The organism is Paenibacillus sp. 2TAB26, from assembly GCF_052115145.1.
Lineage (GTDB): Bacteria > Bacillota > Bacilli > Paenibacillales > Paenibacillaceae > Pristimantibacillus.
The window spans coordinates 133,043-156,819 of sequence record NZ_JBFRGC010000013.1 but is presented as its reverse complement, the minus strand read 5'-3'; the positions used below and the strand labels follow the sequence as shown (position 1 = coordinate 156,819).

22 protein-coding genes are annotated in these 23,777 nt (G+C 45.2%); 17 read left to right on the top strand and 5 right to left on the bottom strand.

Features of this window, described 5'->3' with window-relative positions:
* Positions 1 to 39: 39 nt before the first annotated feature.
* Both AB4Z50_RS16875 and tyrS read left to right on the top strand, forming a co-directional pair.
* Complete coding sequence (locus AB4Z50_RS16875; protein WP_441880780.1) at positions 40 to 1,104, top strand: hypothetical protein; 1,065 nt, start codon at positions 40 to 42, stop codon at positions 1,102 to 1,104.
* 73 nt (positions 1,105 to 1,177) lie between these two features.
* Positions 1,178 to 2,467 (top strand): tyrosine--tRNA ligase, encoded by a 1,290-nt coding sequence (gene tyrS, locus AB4Z50_RS16870; RefSeq protein ID WP_441880779.1) that lies wholly within the window; start codon positions 1,178 to 1,180, stop codon positions 2,465 to 2,467.
* 266 nt (positions 2,468 to 2,733) lie between these two features.
* Here the strand turns inward: tyrS and AB4Z50_RS16865 are convergent, their stop codons facing one another.
* The 3 genes from AB4Z50_RS16865 to AB4Z50_RS16855 form a co-directional block, all read right to left on the bottom strand.
* Entirely contained in the window at positions 2,734 to 3,930 is a 1,197-nt protein-coding gene (locus AB4Z50_RS16865; protein WP_441880778.1) for an MFS transporter, read from the bottom strand.
* 71 nt (positions 3,931 to 4,001) lie between these two features.
* A complete protein-coding gene (locus tag AB4Z50_RS16860; protein WP_054025100.1) occupies positions 4,002 to 4,283 on the bottom strand; it encodes an ArsR/SmtB family transcription factor in 282 nt (93 codons plus the stop codon).
* A gap of 168 nt (positions 4,284 to 4,451) precedes the next feature.
* Positions 4,452 to 5,432, bottom strand: coding sequence for a phosphotransferase (locus AB4Z50_RS16855; RefSeq protein ID WP_441880777.1), 981 nt, complete (start codon positions 5,430 to 5,432; stop codon positions 4,452 to 4,454).
* Positions 5,433 to 5,638: 206 nt separating this feature from the next.
* Here AB4Z50_RS16855 and AB4Z50_RS16850 point away from each other — a divergent pair, with 206 nt between their 5' ends.
* Genes AB4Z50_RS16850 through AB4Z50_RS16835 form a run of 4 tightly spaced genes read left to right on the top strand, consistent with a single transcriptional unit; the run spans position 5,639 to position 8,290 of the window.
* Positions 5,639 to 6,652 (top strand): serine hydrolase domain-containing protein, encoded by a 1,014-nt coding sequence (locus tag AB4Z50_RS16850; protein ID WP_441880823.1) that lies wholly within the window; start codon positions 5,639 to 5,641, stop codon positions 6,650 to 6,652.
* Entirely contained in the window at positions 6,649 to 7,191 is a 543-nt protein-coding gene (locus tag AB4Z50_RS16845) for an SMI1/KNR4 family protein (protein ID WP_441880776.1), read from the top strand. The genes AB4Z50_RS16850 and AB4Z50_RS16845 overlap by 4 nt, the downstream gene beginning before the upstream one ends.
* Positions 7,192 to 7,220: 29 nt before the next feature.
* A complete protein-coding gene (locus AB4Z50_RS16840) occupies positions 7,221 to 7,718 on the top strand; it encodes a GNAT family N-acetyltransferase (RefSeq protein WP_441880775.1) in 498 nt (165 codons plus the stop codon).
* The gene (locus tag AB4Z50_RS16835) at positions 7,694 to 8,290 is read left to right on the top strand and encodes a hypothetical protein (RefSeq protein WP_441880774.1); all 597 of its coding nucleotides are present in this window, start codon (positions 7,694 to 7,696) and stop codon (positions 8,288 to 8,290) included. Before AB4Z50_RS16840 ends, AB4Z50_RS16835 begins: the two co-directional genes overlap by 25 nt.
* Positions 8,291 to 8,393: 103 nt before the next feature.
* Here the strand turns inward: AB4Z50_RS16835 and AB4Z50_RS16830 are convergent, their stop codons facing one another.
* Positions 8,394 to 8,783, bottom strand: a complete 390-nt coding sequence (locus AB4Z50_RS16830) for an anthrone oxygenase family protein (protein ID WP_441880773.1) — start codon at positions 8,781 to 8,783, stop codon at positions 8,394 to 8,396.
* A gap of 318 nt (positions 8,784 to 9,101) precedes the next feature.
* On the opposite strand from AB4Z50_RS16830, the gene AB4Z50_RS16825 reads away from it, so the two are divergent.
* From AB4Z50_RS16825 to AB4Z50_RS16790, 8 genes are all read left to right on the top strand, one after another.
* Positions 9,102 to 9,686, top strand: coding sequence for a TetR/AcrR family transcriptional regulator (locus AB4Z50_RS16825; protein ID WP_441880772.1), 585 nt, complete (start codon positions 9,102 to 9,104; stop codon positions 9,684 to 9,686).
* A 295-nt stretch (positions 9,687 to 9,981) separates the two neighbouring features.
* Positions 9,982 to 10,929, top strand: coding sequence for a helix-turn-helix transcriptional regulator (locus tag AB4Z50_RS16820; protein ID WP_441880771.1), 948 nt, complete (start codon positions 9,982 to 9,984; stop codon positions 10,927 to 10,929).
* Positions 10,930 to 10,996: 67 nt separating this feature from the next.
* Positions 10,997 to 11,539, top strand: coding sequence for a DinB family protein (locus tag AB4Z50_RS16815; RefSeq protein ID WP_441880822.1), 543 nt, complete (start codon positions 10,997 to 10,999; stop codon positions 11,537 to 11,539).
* A 37-nt stretch (positions 11,540 to 11,576) separates the two neighbouring features.
* Positions 11,577 to 12,011, top strand: a complete 435-nt coding sequence (locus AB4Z50_RS16810) for an EVE domain-containing protein (RefSeq protein WP_441880770.1) — start codon at positions 11,577 to 11,579, stop codon at positions 12,009 to 12,011.
* Between the two features lie 440 nt (positions 12,012 to 12,451).
* Positions 12,452 to 13,162 (top strand): hypothetical protein, encoded by a 711-nt coding sequence (locus tag AB4Z50_RS16805; protein WP_441880769.1) that lies wholly within the window; start codon positions 12,452 to 12,454, stop codon positions 13,160 to 13,162.
* Positions 13,159 to 13,653 carry an NUDIX domain-containing protein gene (locus AB4Z50_RS16800; RefSeq protein WP_441880768.1) on the top strand — a complete coding sequence of 165 codons (495 nt, stop codon included), beginning with the start codon at positions 13,159 to 13,161 and terminating at the stop codon, positions 13,651 to 13,653. Before AB4Z50_RS16805 ends, AB4Z50_RS16800 begins: the two co-directional genes overlap by 4 nt.
* 22 nt (positions 13,654 to 13,675) lie before the next feature.
* Positions 13,676 to 14,203, top strand: a complete 528-nt coding sequence (locus AB4Z50_RS16795) for a YfiT family bacillithiol transferase (RefSeq protein ID WP_441880767.1) — start codon at positions 13,676 to 13,678, stop codon at positions 14,201 to 14,203.
* On the top strand, positions 14,200 to 15,039 hold the full coding sequence (locus AB4Z50_RS16790; RefSeq protein ID WP_441880766.1) for an SDR family oxidoreductase: 840 nt from the start codon (positions 14,200 to 14,202) through the stop codon (positions 15,037 to 15,039). The genes AB4Z50_RS16795 and AB4Z50_RS16790 overlap by 4 nt, the downstream gene beginning before the upstream one ends.
* A 64-nt stretch (positions 15,040 to 15,103) precedes the next feature.
* On the opposite strand, the gene AB4Z50_RS16785 is transcribed toward AB4Z50_RS16790, so the two are convergent.
* Positions 15,104 to 17,365 (bottom strand): fibronectin type III domain-containing protein, encoded by a 2,262-nt coding sequence (locus AB4Z50_RS16785; protein WP_441880765.1) that lies wholly within the window; start codon positions 17,363 to 17,365, stop codon positions 15,104 to 15,106.
* 438 nt (positions 17,366 to 17,803) lie between these two features.
* Between AB4Z50_RS16785 and AB4Z50_RS16780 the strand changes: the two genes are divergently transcribed.
* From AB4Z50_RS16780 to AB4Z50_RS16770, 3 genes are all read left to right on the top strand, one after another.
* Positions 17,804 to 19,003, top strand: coding sequence for an MFS transporter (locus AB4Z50_RS16780; RefSeq protein WP_076267294.1), 1,200 nt, complete (start codon positions 17,804 to 17,806; stop codon positions 19,001 to 19,003).
* Between the two features lie 253 nt (positions 19,004 to 19,256).
* A complete protein-coding gene (gene murD / locus AB4Z50_RS16775) occupies positions 19,257 to 20,582 on the top strand; it encodes a UDP-N-acetylmuramoyl-L-alanine--D-glutamate ligase (RefSeq protein WP_441880764.1) in 1,326 nt (441 codons plus the stop codon).
* Positions 20,583 to 20,968: 386 nt separating this feature from the next.
* A complete protein-coding gene (locus tag AB4Z50_RS16770) occupies positions 20,969 to 23,650 on the top strand; it encodes an S-layer homology domain-containing protein (RefSeq protein ID WP_441880763.1) in 2,682 nt (893 codons plus the stop codon).
* The last annotated feature ends 127 nt before the right edge of the window (positions 23,651 to 23,777 follow it).

Below are 23,777 nucleotides of genomic sequence, written 5' to 3'. Positions count from 1 at the left end.
TTTTTGTGAGGCTCTACAATCGGAGAACGAGGTGATGGAGTGTTCCTGCATAAGCTTCGACCATTAATTCTGACCGCTGTCCTATTATTTATGCTTTTACCAGAAGCAGCAAGTGCCAACGGGGGACCACTGCATTATCCTGCGGAGGGTTATGGCAGGCTGGAGCTGGATGATCAATCGCAAGTGAGTTTGGTTCGCGAGAAGGTTGTGTTTACCTTCCGTGATATCGAACGGTACAAAAGCCATGCGGAAGTAACGGTTCAGTATGAACTTCACAATACGTCCGATTCCGCCAAGGACTTGGAGGTTTTATTTGTAACGCCTGCAAGTGAGGCCCTTATGGTATCAGAGGGAAACAAAGAGATTAATGTGATCATGGATCCGAATGTAAAGACGGTTAATTGGCAAAATACCCTATTGAAAAATACGGTCATTGATCCAGTAAGCGGCAAGGAGCTGCGTTTATCCAATTACTCAGCGGAAATTGGTCCAGCACAAGGAGCGAGGTTCCCTTTATCTTTTGAGCCGAACGAAACGAAAAATATTGTCATCAACTATATTGAAAATGGGGGGATGTATAATAAAGGTGTAATTACGACGATTTTTTCCCATCTTTATTTTTTGACCCCAGCAGCTTTCTGGGAGGGCGAGCCGCATGTCGAGCTGGAAATACGGCTAAGCGAACCCGGTGCTGCGCTTCATTCGAATTTAGCAATGGAACAAACGGACTCCAAAACATTCAAAGCTGTTTTTAATGAATTGCCCAGCAAGGACTGGTATTTTTCTTACACGTATCCCAAAAGATTGTTGTATCCAACGAATATAGAGAAGGATCATAATCTCTTGGTGCTGGGAACAGTCGCCGCATTAACGGTAATTGCTGCAGCGCTTGCGCTGTTTTTTAGAAAAAGTATTTTATTTACGATCAGTGCATTTGGGATTTTTGCTTTTACGGTATATTATATCTCGAAAATGGGCGGTTATCCGTTTAACGCTATTTTTGTAGGGTTTGTCGACTTTGTTGTTGGCGTAGGGCTGCTTATTTGTGATATTTTAATTAGAAGAACGATTCGTAGACGTAGAGAAATGACCAAAACCATGTAATCGTCCGTCCACATCTTTTAAAAAACTCGAAATCAACGTAAACTGTAGGAAACATTAGAGGAGAGAGAGTTAAATGACAAACGAAGCATTAACCATTAATCATGAAGATCTATTGGCTGATCTAGAATACCGAGGGCTAGTACAGCAATTTACTAACCGCGAGGAATTACATAAGAAGCTTACGAGTGAACGCGTCGTGCTTTATTGCGGATTCGACCCTACAGCGGACAGCCTACACATCGGCAGCTTGCTTCCGATTTTGTGCTTGCGTCGTTTCCAGCAGGCTGGCCATATTCCACTTGCGCTAGTTGGCGGCGGAACAGGTTTAATTGGTGATCCAAGCGGCCGCTCGACGGAACGCTCGCTGAACACAGCGGATACGGTATCCGAATGGACAGAGAGCTTGAAGCGTCAGCTTTCCCGCTTTCTTGATTTCAATGCTGCGGATAATGCGGCTAAGCTCGTAAGCAACTACGATTGGATTGCGCCGCTGGATGTCATTACTTTTTTACGTGATGTAGGGAAAAACTTTACTGTAAATTACATGCTGGCGAAGGATTCGGTCGATTCCCGTCTTTCATCAGGCATCTCGTTTACCGAGTTCAGCTATATGATTTTGCAGGCGTATGACTTCCATAAGCTTCATCAAGAGCATGGCTGTTCCTTGCAAATTGGCGGCAGCGATCAATGGGGCAATATTACAGCAGGTCTTGATCTGATTGGCAAAATGGGCGGAGGCGACGCTTACGGCATGACGATGCCTCTCGTTACCAAAAGCGACGGCAAGAAATTTGGGAAATCCGAATCTGGCGCGATTTGGCTGGATCGTTCGAAGACATCGGCGTACCAGTTCTATCAGTTCTGGATCAATACTGAAGATAACGATACGATTAAATTTTTGAAATATTTCACATTCCTCTCTCGTGCAGAAATCGAAGCTTTGGAGACAGAGCTTCAGTCGCACCCAGAGAAACGGGTGGCGCAGCGTGAATTGGCGCGTGAAATTACTCGCCTTGTTCATGGACAAGAAGCGCTCGACAGCGCAGAGAAAATTACGCAGGCATTTTTCTCCGGCGATGTAAATCAGCTGAGTGAAGCTGAGCTAATTGAAGCTTTGCAGGACATGCCTACAACAGTGCTTACGAATAGAGAAGAGATTGCGCTTATGGATCTTCTGATCGAATCTGGAGCTGCACCATCTCGCCGCCAAGCGAAACAAGATATTACGAGCGGCTCGATTTCGATTAATGGCACGAAAAACACGGATGTAGAATCCATCATCGGCTCGGAGCAAAGGCTCTATGACAAATTTATCGTGCTGCGCCGCGGCAAAAAAAATTACTTCTTGATTCGATTTGAATAGGACAAAAATAAGCCAGACTTCCGATAATGGAAGTCTGGTTTACTTTTGAATGTTATATCTATTTTAGGAAGTCGAGTTTACGCTTATTCTTTGTTTTGATGCTATTTTGACAAGTTTCCAATACCAATCTCCGCGATCAACGCCCAACTATCCTGCACAATTGCAGGAACCTCCCCATTTTTAGCTGTGTTGGAGACTTATGTTGTATTTATGCAACAACTTGCCATATGACCTTTGATCGATGATGAAAGCAAAGCTGCTAAAGTTTAAGCACTGGTTTTTGCTAAGCTGCCCTCGGCTATCTTCCTGCGGGAACGCGCGCGGGAGAACCCGAAGGAGGTTGCGGCTGTAGCAGCGGCGAGAATGACGCCTGTAGCTCCAATCCAGCTGATAGAGGTAAGCGATACTTGCTCAACGACAACCCCGCCAAGCCCGGCTCCTGCAGCCATGCCCAGCTGAAGTACAGAGCTGTTCAAGCTTAGCATAATACCCGAAGCTTCTGGAGCTAGTGACATCAGATGGTACTGCTGAGTTGGACCGGATGACCAAGCGGTAAAGGCCCAGATCATAAGCAGAGGAAATACGATAACCGGAGACTGTCCAGCCAATGAGAGTAGAACAAGTGCTATCGTATGGAACAGCATGCCGCTGACTAATGTTCGCGGCGCTCCCCATTTATCGGTGCTGTAGCCGCCAAATTTAGACCCGATCAGGCTGGCGATACCGAATGCAAATAGTCCGATGCTCACGCCCTGTTCACTCAGCTTCGTTACGCTAAGCAGGAATGGTGAAATATAAGTGTAAACGATGGAATAACCGCCGATCCACAAGAAGGTGACCGTCAGTGCCGTTACAATTTTCGGCTGCTTTAAGAGAGCAAGCTGGCTGCGAAGTGGAACGGGCTCTTCACCATCTGTTTTTGGAATGCTGGATAAAATGAGGAGCATTGCAAGCAGGCCCAGCAGTCCGATTGCTCCGAAGATGAGATGCCAGTCGTATACAGATGCGACTACCCTGCCTAGAGGGACACCCACGATTAATGCTGTGCTAAAGCCCATAACGAGCGTCGCAATGGCACTGCCCTGTTTATCAACGGGTGCAAGCTTAGAAGCGACGGTCAAAGCGGTAACGACAAACACCCCTGTGCTGAGCGCTAGAACAATTCGGGACACGATCAAAAACTCAAATCCAGGCAAAGCAACGGCAATAAGATTGCCGATCGCGAATACACCTAATGAGTAGAGGAGCAGCTGACGCCGCTCAACACGCGCCGTAACTGCCATAAGAATCGGCGTGCCAATAGCGTAAGCTAGCGAGAAAACGGTAATCAGCTGGCCTGCTGCGGATACGGATACACCTATGTCGTCGGCTACCTTATCCAAAATACCCGCAATAATAAATTCTGACGTTCCAACCAAAAAGCTAATTATAGCCAGCATGTAAATTTTCCACGCGTTAGACATATAAAAAATACTCCTCTCTCCACTCCACTGTTTTTATATTTCTAAATCTATAGAAATATAACCTAAAAAAATTACTCCAACAAATATGGCGCATACTTGCGAGCCATTTCGCGGTTCACACTGTAGTAGATATACGTACCGTCCTTGCGGAGATCTAGCAACCCGCTTTCCGTCAATTGCTTCAAGTGATGTGAGAGGGTAGAGCCGGCTACAGATTCCAGCTTTGTGCCAATATCGGAGCAGCATAAATTTTTCTCCTCAGTAAGCAGCAGAGCTATTTTTAGACGGGTAGGCTCGCCGAGCGCCTTATATACTTTTACAGCTTGACGTACGTCCGCATGATCTTCTGTCATTGTGGCTTCACCTTTCTTGCAGTCGTTATTTCTATATTTGTAGAAATAAGATAGCATATCGATATTCGAATGTAAACAGGCAAGCATTCATTTTATTTTACAACAAGCATTTCCGTAATCGTATAAAAGAAGAAAGGAGCCGCAAGCAGCTCCTTTTCTTTCATCGCATTATAGGTTATGCGCCTTTACCCAAGCCGCCAAAAATTTAAGCTTCCCGTCAAAGTAACCATCATCCTGCCAAGATCCCCAAACGGCGCTTCCGCCTGTATGAAGTCCGATCAGCCAAAGCTGTCTGACGGCTACGAATACGGGAATCATCGCAAGATCCTGATCACTTAAAGGACGTTCCTTCGTATAGGCTTCCAAAAAAGCATCCCAGCATTCATCCTCAAAGCTCTCACTATCCGATCTGCCATGGACGCGATCCCATAAATAAACGGATAGATCATACGAGCGCCAGCCTACGCCGCAGCAGTCAAAGTCAAAGTGTGTCATGCTGCCGTCATCCGAATGAAAGACGTTCCAGCCATGCAGATCCCCGTGGCATACTCCCCAGTCATATGCACCATTCGCGGCTTCTGCAAGGCGAGCTTTCAGCCTGCCGGCTGTTTCTTGAACAAACGCTGCATCGTTCGGGCGATGCTGTAAATACGGAAGCATCGCCCGAAGAGGCTCGTCGAGCAAATGGGCAGCATCAAGCGCAAACCGTTCATGCCTTTGCTCATAGAAATCCATGGCATGATGAAGCTGCGCTATAGCGCTGCCGTAAGCTTGGCTTGTATCGACATTAAGTTTCCCGGCGCCATCCGCATAAGAGAATAGCACAGCATATCGAGTGCCTTCCGGTGCGTCAAGCTCAGTCAACCATTCGCCATCTCGTCTTTGGATTGGATAGGAAACCGGCAGGATGCAGTTTTTAAGATAAGTTAACAAATCCAGCTCAAAACGGATATCGGATTCAGCTCGCCACAAATGCTTATAAATTCGCAATATAAATTTGCCGGTATTCGTCTCCACCGAATAGGTATCATTCAAGCCATTGGACACGAATTGGCTCTTTAGCGGTGTACCGATATCATATAATAAGGCCATGGCTTCAAAAAGCGTTTCCTTATGAAATACAGTATGTACGGCAGGAATATGCAGCATGTCACAATCATCCTTTCAATGTCTTTCCCATTATCTATTTATCCTATAGCAATCGTGAACCGAAGGGGATAGAAACAATGGCTATAATTGTTTATTACTGTTGGAAATCGCTTTGTTGGGTTTATTTGACAATGTAAGAGCAGCGGATTATTGTTAATCAGAATTGGTAAATCAACTCTGAAGCAGGAGAGGATTATGTGCAGAGAATGGAAACGAATCATTTTCAAAGCCTGAATGAGTATGTCTATGTTATTCAACAAAGTATCGGCGCCACAGCTGCCGCAACTTATATCATTCAGAACGATGTTGTTGTAAACGAGTGGTATTCCGGTACACATGAAGCATCAGATGCATCGAGACTCGTGGATGAACAAACGCAGTTCAACGTAGCATCAATCCGTAAAACGTATCTAGCGCTTGCTGTCAGCTTATTAATAGAGCAAGGGAAAATAGGCAGCGTGGATGATGAAATCGGGCAGTATCTCAATGATTATAAAGATGCAGCGCGAGGGGTAACGTTGAGGTACTTGCTTACGCATACCCATGGATTAATCGAAGAGAACGGGAAGATAGCAAGAGAGTTCCCAGCTGGATATGGATGGGCATACCGCAATACGGGAATTGGCATGCTTTTTCAATTAGTTAGGCATATTTCGGGGCAAAACTTAAGTTCTTTTATGGCGAGTCATGTATTTAATCAATATGGGTTAAAGGAAACGGGCTGGAGAACAAAAGCAGCGGAGCAGCTTATATATAATTATTACGATGATGAAAATACGTGGGTGGGGCCAAACGATAGTGATGCGGGTGATCAAAGCAATTTGTTCGTTAGTGCGCGCGATCTAGCGATGTGGGGGCATATGCATCTTAAAGACGGCAATGTAAATGGAAAGCAGTTGCTGCCGCAAACTGTTTTTGCAAGAGCTACTTCGCTGCATACGCCACTCACTGTTCCGGCACACCTGCCTCGAAATGGTTTTATATGGTGGCTGCAAAGTGATACTCCTTTAAATCAAATTGGGGAGCATCTGCCGAGCGACGCTTATCAAGTTCTTGGAATTACAGGCTGCGCCTGTTTGGTCATTCCGAGCTGCGATGCCGTAGTGGTTCGCATGTATAACCAGCTGCAGGATTCGAGCGGGTATGATTACTTATACGACATTAGAAAGTTTGGAAATATGGCATATGATCTGCTTCGCAGTTATGGAGGTGCACGATGATTCAAGGCAACATTATTAAGAAAACTATCACTTCCTTAAAGCAAAGATTAGAGGCGGGCAACGGGTTATTAACCTTACAGCTGCGTGAAGGTGAACTATATGAGGCCAAATGTACATTTAGACCTCCTGCAAGGGAAGAAGATTTAATGCTTTTTCAGGAAAAATTGGGTTGTAAACTTCCTCAGGATTATTTGAATTTCCTTAGAATAACGAATGGCTGCTCGCTCTTTGACCATCCGGAGTACGGAGGAGAGGCCTACTTATACGGGTGGCAGGATACATTTGGAGTAACGTACGAGGAGCCTAATGAAGGTTATTTGAAAGTAGCTTACATTTATCAGGATGACATTGTTATTCATTTAAAAGCTTTTAATGAAGGCTCAGACCATTACTTAATGGTCAAAGGCCATATTGATCAATTTCATGATGCGAGGCCGCTGCATATGAATTTTGAGCAATGGTTTGATCGGTTTATCATATGTCAGGGTGAGAAGTATTGGAATTGGCCCATTTATAACGCGGGAAAAATAATAGATTAAGAGACTTATAAATAGGAGGCCTAAAGAAGATGATTGAACTAAAAGCAGCAAGTGTAGATGATGGACGTGATATTTTTGACATGTTAGTAGAAATAGGCCCGGGAGAAAATGGGTTTGTGAATAGTGCGTATGATATCGATTATAGTCAATTTCCTGCATTTATTCGAAAAAATATAGCGATCTCGCAAGGTATTGATCTCTTACCCCAGCACGTTCCCCAGACTGTTTTCTGGTTATTCGTTGATTCCTATCCCGTAGGCTACGGGAAGCTGAGGCATTATTTGAATGATAACTTAAAAATATCAGGCGGGCATATAGGTTATACGATCAGACCAAGCAAACGAGGAAAAGGCTACGGTACGGTCATGTTAAATGAACTCCTAAAAAACGCAGAAAACATGGGAATAAAGGATGTTATGCTGTCTTGTGTGGAAAGTAATATCGCTTCTAGAAGAGTCATTGAGTTAAATAATGGTGTACTAGAAGCTAATGAAGGTGGAAAATGCAACTACTGGATTCACATATGAGGATAGTCATCTTTTCAATTTGCATAGTCTTACTGACAGGTTGCTTCGAAAGTGACATAAAAACAACAGAATTTAACCAAAAGAAAGTAGACATCACCGAAATAAAAGAAGCACCAAACAAAGGATTCTCATATTTGGAGCAATTGCCTGCTGAGCGGATTAAGGAGTATGAACTATTTGTGAAAGACAGGGATACGAGTCATTTACAACGCTTCTCTCCTGAGCAAATAGTATTAATCTACATGCATTCTGTTGCTATAGCTGATACGGCAGCCATTTACGCTCTTACTTACAATGATGGTTTATTAGCCGATCCTGAACGCTTTAGAAAAGACTACAATGAGTACGTGTTGAATACTGAGCAAGAAGTAGCTTTGAAATATAGATATTATGATTCCATTCAAATTAATGAAGAAACGGCTGAAGAAAATAGTGTAATAGTAGTCATTACTGTAAGCTTGGGATCATCCACTAGTTCTGTGGGTTATGGTTTGAAGAAAGAAGAACATGTTTGGAAAATGGATATACAGCATTTTATTGAAGATTTTAAGCAGAAATCGGCTGCTAAATAGTTGAACCAACTGTTATCTGATTTTAAAAAGGCAATGGCAGCTAGGACTTTTTCCATGTCCGAAGCAGTCATTGCCTTTTTCGCTATAATGAGTCTAAAGCTTGTTATTGCAAGCTCGAATACTGCAGTGCAACAGCTGTCAAGAAACATGCAAATGCCAAGACTGCTGCCGATGAACGAACCACATCAAGCAGCTCCCAGCGGCGGATTAGCAACTTCCAGTTGCTAGGCGGCGCGTCGGGCTTCCATTCGAGCGCACCCTTGTTGATGGGGACAGTGCCAATGAGCGTGACTAGGATGAAGATGAGTAAGGCCAGCACGCCAGCCCAGCGGAAGAATAAACCTGGCTCGGAGCCGCTCAGTACTAGCACCGCAACTCCCGACACGGCCGTAGGCAAAAAGATAGCGGGCACCAGTACACGTAGTTTAAGTATTAGTGCTTGACGAACTTTAATTTGAGACTTGTCATCTAGACCTGCCAGAGAAACGTGCACCCCATAGCGAATCACGAGCTCTTCGCCAGCAAGGATGCCTGCAAGAAATAAACTGATGAACTCTATAATGATATGATTCATAACAAGTACCGATCCAAAGTATAAGCCGCTGGTAGGGGAGATAATAGCAAAACGATGTTAGTCACTTGGATATCCTCCTTATGGTTGTTTTCATGACGGCTCGATTACCGAGCGTTCAAACTGTGGTGAAGAAAAATTGAAATGTTAACTATAAATACACTTTACTTGCCGACAGGTAAGTTGTCAAGAATGATGAGTTATGGCTAAAATGAGTGAAAGGCAAGGAGTGTGACAATCATGAGTATAAGTGAGTCAGTGAAACGGACGGGCAGTGAAACAAAAGCGGAAGCTCAGCGTGTAGCTTTGGAGCTTTTCACTGCTAAAGGGTTTGAGGCAACATCACTTCGTGAGATCGCTGAGCAACTCGGGATCAGCAAGGCTGCGCTATACTACCATTTCAAAAGCAAAAATGACATCGTAAATTCAATGATGTCCTCCCGCGGTGACGAGGCGGCTGAACTTCTCGCATGGGCCGTCAGCCAAGAACCGAGTCCAGACCTTCTGGAGCGCACGGTGCTTCGTTGGGTGGATTCAACTTCTGTAGACAAGCTGCGCGGCATCCGCTTCGTAAATGCGAATCCCAATCTTATGCGGAGCGTGGTTAGCAATCCCGGTGGTCAAATCCGCGACAGCCTTGGGGCAGTGGCTGAGCTTGTGGCTGGCAAGGATGCTGATCCTACACGGAAATTACTCGTAAGAATGGCCTTTCTCAGTATTAACTCGGCACTGATGGCCGCCAGTGGAACGGAGCGTACGGACGAAGAAATTGTTGCAGCCGCGAGAGAAATGGCATTAGCTCTTCTTAACCGCCTTCGCGAATAGCTGATAGATGAGTGTTACTGGTTTTTAGCACTTGGAAATTTATGATTGTTATATTCAATATAGGATAGTGAAATGATCACAGGCTGCCGACAAAGTCGGTAGCTTATTCATTTTAACGTTTGTAACGAACCTAACCCTTATTTGACTTCATTTCTCTATAAATTATATGTTGTCAGAAGAAAATAAAGTTGTAGACTGATTTTGCTTCATTAAGCTAACGGTCAGGATACACTAGTGAAATACTTTCAGTGGAGGAATTCTGGTATAAACAATCTCTCGGAAAAGGGTGCAGTGCATGAACAAAACGGATCGTTTGTTAGCCATAGTTCTTGAGCTGCAGCGTAACGAAGTGTTACGAGCCGAGGATTTAGCCGCTACATTTGAAACAAGCGTGAGAACCATTTACAGGGATATACAGGCTTTAAGTGAGGCTGGCGTATCCGTGATAGGAGCGCCAGGGCAGGGATACTCCCTAATGGAGGGGTATTTCCTGCCGCCAGTCAGTTTCACGGTGGAAGAAGCAGTGACGTTACTCATCGGGACAGATTTTATCGAGCAATGGTTTGATGTTCACTATCGCAGTAAGTCTCGAACTTCAAGAGGGAAGATTGAAGCCATCCTGCCGGAACCGATCCGCAGCGAGGCATCCCGGATTCGCAAGAGCTTTCGTTTGCTTGCTTCCGTTGAAGACATAGCACGAATACAAGAGAAGGCATACTTGGAAGCGATTCGTCGAGCGATTCTGGAGGAAAGAAAAATAAGATTCCGCTATTCCAAAAGAATTGCCGAGGCTGATGGGAACCGCCAAAGTGTACGTACGGTTGCTCCTTATGGACTTGTGCTTCTTCAAGGGTCATGGGTACTCGTTGCACAGTGTGAATTGCGTCAAAACATCCGTCATTTTCGGTTGTCCCGGATGTCGGARCTTATCGAGCTGGAAGATAGATTTATGTTGCCAGCAGATTTCAATTTAGATGCATACCAGCCTCCAGACGATCGCAACGTTCGTGTGCGCATATGTGTCCAACCTGACATTGCCGATAAGGTAAGGGAATCAAACAACTTCTATATAGAAACCATAGAGGATCATACCGAAGGGTTGCTGGTGACCTTACGTGTTCGGCAGCCTGAGGAATTGCTGCATTGGGTGCTCAGCTGGGGAGGCGGAGTGGTTGTGCTGGAGCCGGAATCCTTCCGACATCGGGTTAGAAACGAACTGAAAAAAACGTTAAAACGCTACTGACATAATGGTGTCAGTAGCGTTTTTGTATACTTAGAAAAAAGATGATTAGAGGCGATGATAGACGATGATTACAACAAAGTTAGCATTACAACGATTTGAGGAAACTGCGGCACATTATATTCATGAACTGGATCAATTCAGTATGGAGCAGCTGAAGCAAAAGCAAAGTGAAAACGAGTGGTCAATCGGACAGATGTTTCAACATCTCATTAGCTCGGCGCTTTATATGCAGCTTCGTAATCTTGATCAATGCCTGATGCCAAGCCAAGATCCCATGGTACCTGAAACGGAAAAAACCGAGGTTGGTGTGGCTATATTTTCTCAAGGAAGCTTTCCGCCCATTCGTATTCATGTTCCGCCTTCCCCGCAATATACTCCGGAGCAGCCGGAAAGCAAAGAGCAGCTGATTCAAGGCTTACACACTGTCATCCAGAGAATGAAGGACATTGAACCTACCCTTGAAAAAGTGTCCAAACAACATACAGTGTCCCATCCGAGATTCGGCGGATTGTGTGCGGAGGAATGGTTTCTGCTTGTTGAAATGCACTACCGTCATCATCTTCTGCAGCTGGACCGCTTAAAACAAGGACTGGTACGGGAAGCGATATAAACATTTATTAAAAAAGGAAGGACTTCGAGGCATGCAAATGGATGAAATAAGGGAGCAAAGCCGCTTCTGGATTGGTGTCGTGTCCGCATCCCATGTGAAATGTGGAGAGTCGGGGGGATTCGCTCAGCTCTGTCACGGCAAGTCAGCACCTTTACGTAAGATGCGAGCAGGCGATTGGTTGATCTACTATTCTCCGCGAACAGAAATGAGGAACGGGGCACCACTCCAAGCGTTCACCGCTATCGGGGAAGTGGATGATGATATAGTCTACGAATATCAGATGTCAGAATCATTTGTGCCATTACGCAGAAATATCTGCTATATTTCATGCCGTGAGGTACAGATTAGATATCTATTAGAAAAGCTTAGCTTCACTCGCGGGAACCGAAATTGGGGGTATTCCTTCCGCTACGGTCATTTTGAGATCAGTCGGGAGGACTTTTTGACAATTGCCAGTGCGATGCTAAAATGAGCAAGTAGGAAGTTCATAAAACAGCGACACTCTAGGACTTTATTTTCATATCCTAGGCTGTCGCTGTTTCAATTTCTGAGGTGCTTTGTTATAGGCTGTATCTATTTTTCCTATATAAACTAGATATTGGAAACGGTTTAGGTTCTCTATTATTATGAAATTAAACCTATAGAATTCATGAGATGAGGATAGAAATGAAGCAGAAATGGCAATGTGCAGTAGACAAAACAATCCATCTAACAGCACAGGAACGAAATAAATTAGAGCAAACGTTCGAAAGCTATATGATCTGCCTAATGTAATATGTACACCTCATCTGGCCTATTATACAAATGAAACGATTTCGGATATGAATCAACAACTATTGGATCAAGCTATTGAATACTTTAATAATCTGTACGCTATGTAGTGACGTTTCTTAATGAAAGGAATGGAGTAAAATGAATCCTTTTATCAAACAATTGTTACATTCTAATCAAATGGAAATAGAATTAACGGAAGACATATTATTTGAAATTTACAATGAAGCTAAGAATACGGATGGGGAGGAGGAGGTTTGGAAAAAACTGATCTCGTTGTACGATAAACCTCTCCCGAAACAAATCGCTTTTTCCCTTATAGATAGGAATATTGCTATTATGGATTTAGGTCACTCGAAACAAGAATACGATGTCTTGTGGAGATTAGCAGAGATCGTAGATGAAGCATTATTGACACTAGCGATAGACGTCTACACTCAACTATCCTTTGGCCATGAAGAAATGGAGCTGCTGTTTAACAAATACGATTATCATAAATGGATGATGGAGAGCTTGATTTATAAACAGCCGTCATCACCTGAAAAGCGAAGATTGCTCGAAGCGGCTATAAAAAGGAATATGGATGCAGACAGATTGCAAAGATTGCTTACTGTGGTGGACACTGCTAAATATGCGAGCCGCAATGATTTAACACTTGAAGAGTTTCAATCTCTTTTTGAGACAAAAGAGCCCTATGTTTGGCTGTCATTATCCCAAAATCCCAACACTCCGGTAGATATTTTAAACAAATTATTAGAAGCGACAAGCATAAAAAATGCAAGAGCAATAAGACAGTCAGCAAATGTAAATCTTCAAGGAAAACGCGATAACAATAATGAGGTGATAACGTGAGAATTAGAACGGCGGCTAGGGCAGTCATTATAAAAGATGAGCAATTGCTCGTATTACGGAGAGCTGGTGTCCAAGGAGAATTTTATGTTCTTCCAGGAGGAGGGCAGGAACATGGTGAAAGCATCCATGAAACGTTAAAGAGAGAAGTATTAGAAGAGGTAAGTTTAAAGGTTGAAATTGAACAATTGCTTTTTATTAATGAGTTTATCGCAAAAAGAGATTCATCGTTTTTTGAATTAGAACCGGATGTTCATCAAATTGATTTTACGTTTTTGTGTGCTATTACGTCCGACAACGAAGCATCGGTCGGTGAAACACCAGACGTACATCAGATTGGCATAACATGGATTCCATTGCATGAGATAACCGACTATAGTTTGCATCCCGACAATGATTTGAATTTTATTATGGGAGCGCCAACGAGAAATGTATTGTCACAATGGATTTCTAATCCTAACCATATGGAAATCCCTATGTTTATTAAAGGTTAATTAAAGAATGGGGGGCGAGCATATGAATGATTTGCGTTATCCTATCGGGCAATTTGAACTCATACAGCATGCAACGACCGAGCTTCGGCAAAGCTGGATTGAGGATGTGTCGCAAATATCTCCGATTCTGCGGCACACGGTACAAAACTTAACGTCTGAGCAGCTGCTTTTACAATACCGTCCGGACAGTTGGACCGTCAGGCAGGTTGTTCACCATATGGCTGACAACGATATGAATGCTTTTATCCGTTTCAAGAGAGCGCTAACGGAGGATAATCCCACGGCTAGCTCGTATAGAGAAGATTTATGGGCGGAATTAAGCGATTATGAAACACCGCTCGAAACATCGCTGAATCTCCTAGAATCCATTCATGGTCGGTTTACAGCAATTCTCCGATCTTTACATTCATCCTATTTTCAACGAACGTTTACAAGTCCAACTCACGGCGCCATGAGTCTTGATGCTGCGCTTCAAAGATTCATTTGGCATAATCGGCATCATACTGCACAGATCGCTTCCATATTTTCAAAAAAGGAGAATCAGGCATGAATAAAATTATTGCCATTACAGGCGCTTCATCCGGAATAGGTCTTGCAACAGCATTGAAATTTGCTGAAGAAGGATGGATCGTATACGCTGGAACTCGGCATGCAGAACGTGATCAAACAAAGTATAGCGATCAGCCCAATCTACATTTCATTGAAATGGAAGTAACTAAACCAGAATCATTAGAGCAGGCATTTGAGGTCATTAAGCAAAAACATGGTTATATGGATGTTTTATTTTGCAATGCAGGATTTGGGCTATTACGTGCACTAGGTCAAGCAACTTTCGAGGAAATTCAAGCTGTTTTTGATACGAATGTGTACGGGGTTATGCATACGATTCGTGCGGGTTTGCCGCTCCTTCGCAAATCAAACTCTGGGCAATTGATCGCAACGACGAGCGTAGGCGGATTGGTCGGACAACCATTAAATGAAATTTATTGCGCAAGCAAGTTTGCAGTTGAAGGGTTGTTGGAGAGCTTAGCGACCTATTACAAGCCTGCATTTAATATTGATGTGACCCTGCTGGAGCCTGGAGCAATTGGGACCCATTTCAACAATACTGTTTTTGCACATATCGAAAAAACAGGCGGTATTCCAGATGATGAATATAAACAAACGTATGACACCATTATTAATACCTTTTCCAAGCGAAACTCCGTTCCTCAAACTTCTGAATCCGTTGCTGATGTTGTGCTTCAGTTAGTAAATATGGAGACGAAGCCGCTGCGTATTCGTACATCGGACAAAGCTGAAGCGTTTGTACATTATAAAGTAAGCAACGATCCCACGGGGCTGGAGGGCATGCTGAATACCCGTAAACTTCAATTAGAAATGTAATATAAGATATATAAATAGGAATGGACTATGGGTTATTGCGCCCATAGTCCATTTTCTTATTGTACTATTGAAGCCGCCACAAAGATTGCACATTTGGCGGCTCCCAGCCAACCAGTGAGGTATGAGGCTGGAGACAAACATAGGAGAGGCCTGCGTAGGTTACTGTACTTCCAGCAACATAGCTTGCTTGAGCAGCCCAAGTCGTTGTTCCACCTGAGCCAGCTGTTGTTGAGGCTTGAAGTACGTTGCTAGCTGCCGACAAATTTCCTGCAGCATCCTTTGCTTTCACTGTAAAGCTATAGGTTGTGTTTGCTGTAAGACCGCTAACGGTAGCTGTAATTCCAGCAACATTGAGGCTGGAAGAGCCATAATAAACGGTGTAACCGGTAACTCCGACATTATCCGTTGATGCTCCCCATGAAAGACTAATGGTAGAAGCTGTAGCACCTGTTGCTTGAAGATTATTTGGGGCAGTTGGCGCTGTAGTATCGGCTGGTCCTGCATTGCCGCATGGACCAATTAATTTCCACACGCTGCTAATATCTGGGCGCTCTCCTTTTGTCCACCATTTAGCTTCGTATTCAGAGCCGTTGTAGGAAGCACGCTGTCCGCCTGTATAGGCTGTGTCGGTGTTCCATTGCTGTACGGTGCAAACATTTGCGGGGCTTGTAGTAACCGTAATTGGCGTACTTGCACCAGACACATTGCCTGCTGCATCATATGCCTTCACTGTAAAGGTATAGGCAGTGTTAGGGGATAATCCGCTAATTGCTGCGCTTGTACCCGTTGCATTCACGTTTGTTGTACCGTAAGTCACGGTATAACCGGTTACATTAACGTTATCCGTCGAAGCGTTCCATGCTAAGTTGACACTGAATGCACTCGTACTTGTCGTGCGTAAATTAGCAGGTACTGAAGGTGCTATTACATCCACAACGGGTGCATCAGTAGTTACATTAATCACGTTGCTCGCGCCAGAAATATTGCCCGCTGCATCTCTCGCTTTTACAGTAAATGAATACGCTGTGTTAGCTGTCAAACCGCTGATTGTTGTGCTTGTACCTGTAACGGTTGTTGAAGTTGAACCATATGAGACGATATATCCCGTTACTCCTCGATCATCGGTAGATGCACTCCAAGACAGGCTCGCACTCGTGGACGTTTTGGCGGTTAAATGAAGATTTGCAGGAACTGACGGAGCTGTCATGTCACCTCCACCCGAACCATATTGATCGAGATAGGTACGATGACTCGTAGAAAATAGATTGTTCGTATATTTATCCCAGTTGATAGACCAGGTCATCAATCCTTTTAAATCAGGATAACCAGCGGTATTGCGAAGAACGTAGGTTCCGCCGAAAGGTATACCTTTTATAAGATAATCAAGTGCTTTCTGCACGTTAGCCGGTGTCGTATAACCTCCGCCTGCTGCTTGTGGTGAAGCGGGCAAACCAATGACGATTTGATCTGGACGAAGTGCCGGAAACATATTATTCGGGTTGCCTCCGACTGGAAATCCAACAAGCAGCATTTCAGCCATAGCCACATGGAAGTCAGGCGTACCTTGAGAATAGGCTTTACCATCAAGGCCTAACATGGGACCCGTATTATAATGCTGAACATGCAGGTAATCCAGCTCATTTCGCAGATCGTAGATGACAGGGAGGTATGCTCCCCAAAGTCCTGTATAGTTTCCTGCTCCACCCTGAACATAGGCGGTTTCCGGTGCCATGGTCAGAAGGAAATCTGAACTATAGCTATTTAATATTTCACGCGTAGCAGAAATTAAATTTACTATTTTTGGGGTGGTAGGAGCTTTGAAGTTGGTGTCTCCTGTGTTAAGGGCAAGAGAGCTGCCTTCAAGGTCAATATCGAGGCCGTCAAATCCATATAAATTAATAATACCCTTCATCGTGTTCACAAATGTTGTTTTGGCCTGAGGTGTAGTAAGCTCTACTGCACCGTTAGCGCCGCCGATGGATATGAGCACCTTTTGTCCTCTCGCTTTAAGGAAAGCAACATCAGACTGAAACTCGCTAACTGTTGCGTTGTAAGGCGTGAACACCATATTGCCAGTATGTGCGCCACCTGTTGGTTCGGCAAAAGCGACCTGGATCACATCGTAATCCGGAGAAATATCTCTTAAACGAATATTGGTAGAGAAGTTGTCAAAATTATGCCAGTAGCCTACGATTATTTTGTTGCGAGCTGTTGCGGCCTCTACTCTATCCGTTCCTAAAGGCAATCCTGTCAATACTAGCAGTGCCGCTAGGGCAGCTAAAAGAGCTTTCATCATTCGTTTCGTTGATCGCGAATAATTTTTCATCGTCAACTATCTCCCTTCTCAATATAAAGCTTCTGACCACTACCTTTTTTGTAAGCGATTACATTCAATCTCTTAAAAACATCACCTCCTAATCGTATGAATGGGATGTACTTAGAGTGTGGCGAAAAACAGAGAGGTACAATAGAGTTCGACTCTTCTTGCAATGGAGTAAAAAACTTGATAGGCAAATAGGAGACTAATTCAAGAGGAAACAACTTTTATTCTGAGGGGGAAAGGAGTAAAAATAAAGGGGGATTTTTCCTGTAGTTTAGGGAGAAAAATCTATCACTTATCGTTGCACCAAGCAATTCTGAATCACCACAGGTGATTGCGAGAGGCGCTGCCAATGAATGAGCGGTTGTCAGTCTTTACTGTCAGGTATACAATGTGTAAGGAGAAAATCAGAATGATAGTTTTAATAAAGGGAGTGCAACAGGTTTGTCATCAAGTGCTTTAGCTTCAGCTTCGCCTTCTTTCCATGTTCGTTTAACCACATTGCTTTTAGTTGTTGTAGTAGCCGGTATGAGTCAAGGGCTGCTGCTGCCATTGCTGTCGATTATGCTGGAGGATTCAGGCGTATCGTCAGATATGAACGGGATTAATTCAGCTGCAATGTATATCGGGATTTTTTGCACAATGTTTTTCGTTGAGAAGCCGGTCATGCGTTTTGGGTACAAAAAAGTCATTTTAGTCGGCATTTCATTAGTTACACTTGCTAATCTACTGTTTCCATTTACCCATTCGTTGGCGATATGGTTCGTCTTGCGTTTGCTGGTTGGTGTCGGCGATAGCTCGCTCCATTATGCGACACAGTTATGGATTGTAAGCTCCAGTCCAGCCGATCGACGTGGGAAATTTATTTCGCTGTACGGTATGGCTTATGGACTCGGCTTCAGCTTAGGGCCGCTGGGCATTAATCTTCTTCCACTTGGAAGGGCGGTTCCATTCTTAGTGTCCAGTTTATTTTTTGTTACTGTACTGATGCTTGTGCTGCGTATGAAGAATGAAATGCCGGAGCGGGCAGCACGAGGAACGGCATCTGAGAATCGCTTTGTAAAAACCTACCGCCTCGCGTGGTTTGTCCTTATACCTGGCTTCTTATATGGACTGATGGAAGCTTCTATGAATAGCAACTTTCCGTTGTATGGATTGCGAATCAACCTGAGCCAGCATTGGATTTCGCTTCTGCTTATGGCATTCGGAGTCGGGGCTTTAATTCTTCAGCTGCCGCTTGGCATTTGGAGTGACCGGATCGGCAGGAAGCCGGTTTTGATTGGATGTGCAGTGGTAGGGGCTCTCGTGTTTTTCACCATACCTGTCGCTGGAGATAATATTGCGCTGCTCTTTGTATTATTTGCTATTGCTGGCGGAGTGGTTGGATCGTTTTACTCTTTAGGTCTCGCTTATGCAGCTGATATACTGCCTCGGGCGATATTGCCTGCGGCGAATGTTATCGCTTCGATTCACTTTAGTATTGGAAGCATCATGGGCCCGACGCTTGGCGGTTATGGGATTCGTTATGTTTCTGTTCATAGTATTTTTCTGTTTTTAGGTGCGGCCTTCCTCATCTTCGCGCTGCTTGGTTTTGGATTTCGGCCAAAAGCAGCTGAGGTGCCAAAAGTAGAGATTTCTAGCTGAGTGCTAAAGTATGGTTCGTGCATATGTGTAGTTTCTAGATCTATTAGGGTCGTTTAATTTATATTGAGGGGAATAGGGCTAGTTTCTAGTCCTATTTTTTATTTCTAGTTTTTGAGGCGCATTCATTGTCAAAAGAAAAAAATTCATCCTTTGTGGGCTAATTATTGAACTGAATGAACGGCTAACGGGCAGGCAGGGTAGTTCCAATATGTGGTATATTTGATTTAATGACATTCTTTAAGCGGAGGTGCTTATGAATCCTGCTTTTGACACCTATATCCAATCGCTGGCTGGCCAGGACGTGACCATTATCGGCGCCGGCGTCAGCAACTCACCGCTTATCCGCATGCTGTGCTCAGCAGGCGCGCGCGTGACCGTTCGCGACCGTAATCTGGCCCTGCCCCGGGAGGAGTGGGACGATCTAGGCGTTGGGCTCCGCCTAGGGGAGAATTACCTGGATCGCGTTGGGGGCGATATCGTGTTCCGCACTCCGGGCATGCGCCCAGACCATCCGGCGCTGGACTCGGCCCGCGCTGGCGGCAGCCGTGTGACCAGTGAGATGGAGGAGTTTTTTGCGTTGTGTCCTTGTCCCATTTTCGGCGTGACCGGTTCGGACGGTAAGACCACCACCACGTCGTTAATTGCAGACATGCTGGAAAACGGGGGGCGTACGGTTCATCTGGGCGGCAACATTGGCACGCCACTGCTGACGCGCGCGGGCGAGATGTCGCCGCTGGACGTGTGCGCGGTCGAGCTATCCAGCTTCCAGCTGATGGACATGACGCGCTCTCCCCATGTGGCGGTTATAACCAACCTCTCGCCCAATCACCTCGACTGGCACCGCGACATGGATGAATATATCGCCGCCAAGCGTCGCCTGCTGGATTTTCAGAGTGCTGACGACCTTGCCGTTCTTAACGGCGACAACCCGGCTACCGCCGCACTGCGCGGGCGGGGGCGGACCAAGTATTTCGGCGGTCACACAGTCTGCGATGGAGTGATCGATGGTCTGGTACCTATCAGTGACATTCGTTTGCCCGGGTGGTATAACGTGGAAAACGTTATGGCTGCCATGACCGCCGTGAGGGGGACCGTGCCGGACGAGGCAATTCTGGAGACGGTACGCACATTTGCCGGCGTGGAGCACCGAAACCAGTGGGTGGCCACTGTGGACGGCGTGCATTACTACAACAATTCAATCGGATCCAGCCCCGCCCGTACCGTTGCCACGCTGCACGCACACGAGGGCCGAGTGCTGCTGATCGCCGGCGGGAGAGACAAAAACGTACCTTTTGACGAGATGGCTAGGCTGCTGCCTGATCATGTCAAGGTGTTGCTGTTGATCGGCGAAGCGGCCAGTCAAATCGAGGCTGCAGCGCGCAGCGTGCCGAGTTGCCCGCCTATTTTCCGTTGCGAAGGCTTGGCCGAGGCCGTGGCGCATGCGCACAAGCTGGCCGCACCGGGCGACACGGTGCTGCTGAGCCCTGCCTGCACTGCGTTTGACCAATACAGCAACTTTGAAGAGCGCGGGCGCCACTTTGTAGAGCTGGTCGGGGCGCTGCGTCGGTCGGAGGGATAGGATTGAATAAGACACGGGCGTTTTCCGGGAAGTCCTGATTGAACGCATGTGCGGTAAACGGGAACGGGTAACGTTAGCTCAATAATACAGCGGCAGTCTAGGGCTTTTTTTCTCGTCCTCGACTGCCGCTGTTTTTTTATAGTTGGGGCCAGTCTACAACGAAGCTCCTATGTGAATAGATTTTTTTGCGCCAATCTCTAATGTTAAGAAATTATATCGTTTGCTCCAAAAGTATAGACAGAGCCTGAGCAATCTCTTATTTTAGACATGTGGTCATTTGGGTGGAGCTGTTCAAATCAATAGTAATTGGAGGTCAGCATTAGCGGCATAGTTAACATGAGATAGGCAGATGAAGCAATTACAACATTATAACGGAGGATTATAACATGTTATCTAGTAAGTGGGCCAAGCTGGCAGCAGCTTTTATTCTAACAGCAAGCTTTGCAGGGCAAAATATAGCGTTGACAACAACATTCGCAGAAGCGGGCAACCAGTCGGCTGGGACTTCAGGCACTGGAAAATGGATGGCAGGGGAATACCATGCCCATACCTACGTTTCAGATGATACGCAGCAATCAGTGCAGACGGTGCTCGATCAAGCTTTTGAAACCTATGGGATGGACTGGATGAATTTATCTGATCATCTGAGAACCTCAAAGCGGGATGAAGAAGGAAACTCGCTTCCTTCTCCGATATCATTTACAGATGCTGTTAATAAATATCAGGTAAACATCATTAATAAACTAAAAGACGCAGGAAAGTACAAGGATAAAATTATTTTTTCAGGGTTTGAATGGGATATGCCAACCTACGATCATGTCGGAGCAGGCATATTAGCAGATAGCGAAGAAAGCAGCTTAAAGGCAACGAGCCTTTTTGAATATTTGTATACAGATCGCCCGGAGAGCATGTTTGACCCAGCAGTCGTAGCAGAGTGGAAATTGCAGTACCCAACGCGACCTGCACTAAATGCGGATACGGCGCGCGATGCTGTGAAGTGGTTGAAAACAAATTATGCAGATTCCAGCTATATGATCATTAATCATCCATCCAGAAAGCTTGTCAATGGCAATGCGATTTTTCGAATTTCAGATATACGTGATTTTAACAATATAGCGCCAAACATCTTTTTTGGGATGGAGGGTATGCCAGGCAATCAGATGGAGCCAGATAGAGCCGGCTTGAATCAAAATAATCCCAAGACCAAGACGTACGGCGGTTCCGACTATATGATTGCTAAGGTTGGCGGGGTGTGGGACGCGCTGCTAGGAGAAGGTCGCCGGTTTTGGAATTTCACCAACTCTGATTCCCATTTTAAAGTATCGCAAGGTCTTTATTCCAGTGGCTACGCGCCGGGTGAATATTCCAAAAATTATACATGGGTAGAAGGCAATGACATGTCAGCTGTGCTGGACGGCATGCGTTCAGGCAAATCATTTTCGACAACAGGTGATCTGATTAATGCTCTAGATTTCACGATTACTAACGGTGCAAACAAAGGCGAAATGGGGCAAAACTTGAAGGTGAAGGATGGCGATGCGCTTAAGCTGACCATTCGTTTCAAAAGCCCGCAGACAAACAATTACGCCGTGATTAAAAGTGAAAATCCTGCAATCAATGACAAATATATTTACCAAAGTGACGTGACAAATGCCGTTAAGGTTGACCACGTTGATTTGATTGCCGGTGATGTTACAGGTGAGGTTAAGCCTGGTACGGATGAATACAACAAAGATACGAATGATTCAACGAAGGTCATTGCCAGATTCACGAGCGAAGACTGGACAACAGACGCGGAAGGCTACAATGTCATTACGTATGATCTCGATCCAGCGTACAAAGATCAGTATTTTAGACTAAGAGGCACTAATCTTGGCGAAAATGTAGCTGGCGAAACTGAAAACGGCGAGCCGCTCATTGACGTCAGAACAGAAGACGATACAACGATTGAGGATCTAGATATCCGTTATATGAAACGGTTTAATGAGATTAACGATCGCAACTACAAGGATCTTTGGTTTTATTCGAATCCTATCTTTGTAACGAGTGAGCCAAACGACGATGGTAACACAGGTCCAGGTCCAGGACCGATCGTGACGCCTCCTCCGGCTCCAGCTACTTCTGTAGAAGTAGACTTGGATGCGTCGAAGGGGATTGATGGCGCAATTAAAGATGTTGTCAGCTTTAATGTGCCAGCAGGCGCTGCAGCTGTTAACGGAAAAATAAGCGCTAAGGTTGTAGGGGCGAATGAGGCACCGTCGGCTGGGACGCTTGAGGCGCTTAGTCCGGTGGTCGAATTCCAAAGCACAGCAGGCAACCAATTCAACAAACCGGTGGAAATTAACTTCAACTACAAGAAAGATCAAGTCCAATCGGGCAAAAAAGCGGCCATTTATTACTATAACGAGCTGCAAAAGCGTTGGATTTATGTTGGCGGCACTGTCAAAGCAAATAGCACAATTTCAGCAAAGGTGAACCACTTTACCAAATTTGCGGTTTTCCAAGCAGAAGCGAAGCTGTTCTCCGATGCGACAACGCACTGGGTGGCACCATTTGCGGATCGCTTGCTTGGCATGAACGTAATTCAAGGCTTTGAGGATGGGACATTCCATCCAGAAGAGAAGGTTACTCGTGCTGCATTTGCCAAAATGATCGTGCAAGCTCTGGGACTGCCAGCTGCTTCAGGAGCTGCAAGCTTTGCGGATAACAGCGATATTCCAGCATGGGCTGGAGCTGATGTAGCTGCTGCTGTGCAAGCGGGTATTTTGAAAGGCTACGAGCAAAACGGGAAAATGCTTTTCAAGCCAAATCAAACGATTACACGCGCTGAGATGTCAGTCATGATTGCGTATGCTTTAAAGGCTAACGAGCAGCAGCCAGCAAGTGCGGAAATGACATTTAAAGACGCAGCTGCTATCCCGGCATGGGCGAAGGACTCCATTAACCGTGCGGCTTCGGAAGGTATTATAACGGGCTATACCGATTTAACGTTTCGTTCCGATCGTGCAGCAAGCCGAGCGGAAGCCGCGGCCATGATTTTCAGGCTGCTTGATCGCTTGCATATTTAAATACGAAAGAACCTTCAGCCGCCTATGGAGCAGCTTGAAGGTTCTTTTTTTTGTATATTGCAGCGTCATTCATAGCACGAAATAGCGGTACTCTTAATGGAAGCTTGATTGTATCCATTCTAATATG

What these genes read in the sequence shown, in the direction of transcription:
- tyrS (WP_441880779.1), top strand. Translation starts at nt 1,178, where the DNA reads ATGACAAACGAAGCATTAACCATTAATCATGAAGATCTATTGGCTGAT.
- AB4Z50_RS16865 (WP_441880778.1), bottom strand. Translation starts at nt 3,930, where the DNA reads ATGTCTAACGCGTGGAAAATTTACATGCTGGCTATAATTAGCTTTTTG.
- AB4Z50_RS16860 (WP_054025100.1), bottom strand. Translation starts at nt 4,283, where the DNA reads ATGACAGAAGATCATGCGGACGTACGTCAAGCTGTAAAAGTATATAAG.
- AB4Z50_RS16855 (WP_441880777.1), bottom strand. Translation starts at nt 5,432, where the DNA reads ATGCTGCATATTCCTGCCGTACATACTGTATTTCATAAGGAAACGCTT.
- AB4Z50_RS16850 (WP_441880823.1), top strand. Translation starts at nt 5,639, where the DNA reads ATGGAAACGAATCATTTTCAAAGCCTGAATGAGTATGTCTATGTTATT.
- AB4Z50_RS16845 (WP_441880776.1), top strand. Translation starts at nt 6,649, where the DNA reads ATGATTCAAGGCAACATTATTAAGAAAACTATCACTTCCTTAAAGCAA.
- AB4Z50_RS16840 (WP_441880775.1), top strand. Translation starts at nt 7,221, where the DNA reads ATGATTGAACTAAAAGCAGCAAGTGTAGATGATGGACGTGATATTTTT.
- AB4Z50_RS16835 (WP_441880774.1), top strand. Translation starts at nt 7,694, where the DNA reads ATGCAACTACTGGATTCACATATGAGGATAGTCATCTTTTCAATTTGC.
- AB4Z50_RS16825 (WP_441880772.1), top strand. Translation starts at nt 9,102, where the DNA reads ATGAGTATAAGTGAGTCAGTGAAACGGACGGGCAGTGAAACAAAAGCG.
- AB4Z50_RS16810 (WP_441880770.1), top strand. Translation starts at nt 11,577, where the DNA reads ATGGATGAAATAAGGGAGCAAAGCCGCTTCTGGATTGGTGTCGTGTCC.
- AB4Z50_RS16805 (WP_441880769.1), top strand. Translation starts at nt 12,452, where the DNA reads ATGAATCCTTTTATCAAACAATTGTTACATTCTAATCAAATGGAAATA.
- AB4Z50_RS16795 (WP_441880767.1), top strand. Translation starts at nt 13,676, where the DNA reads ATGAATGATTTGCGTTATCCTATCGGGCAATTTGAACTCATACAGCAT.
- AB4Z50_RS16790 (WP_441880766.1), top strand. Translation starts at nt 14,200, where the DNA reads ATGAATAAAATTATTGCCATTACAGGCGCTTCATCCGGAATAGGTCTT.
- AB4Z50_RS16785 (WP_441880765.1), bottom strand. Translation starts at nt 17,365, where the DNA reads ATGAAAAATTATTCGCGATCAACGAAACGAATGATGAAAGCTCTTTTA.
- murD (WP_441880764.1), top strand. Translation starts at nt 19,257, where the DNA reads ATGAATCCTGCTTTTGACACCTATATCCAATCGCTGGCTGGCCAGGAC.
- AB4Z50_RS16770 (WP_441880763.1), top strand. Translation starts at nt 20,969, where the DNA reads ATGTTATCTAGTAAGTGGGCCAAGCTGGCAGCAGCTTTTATTCTAACA.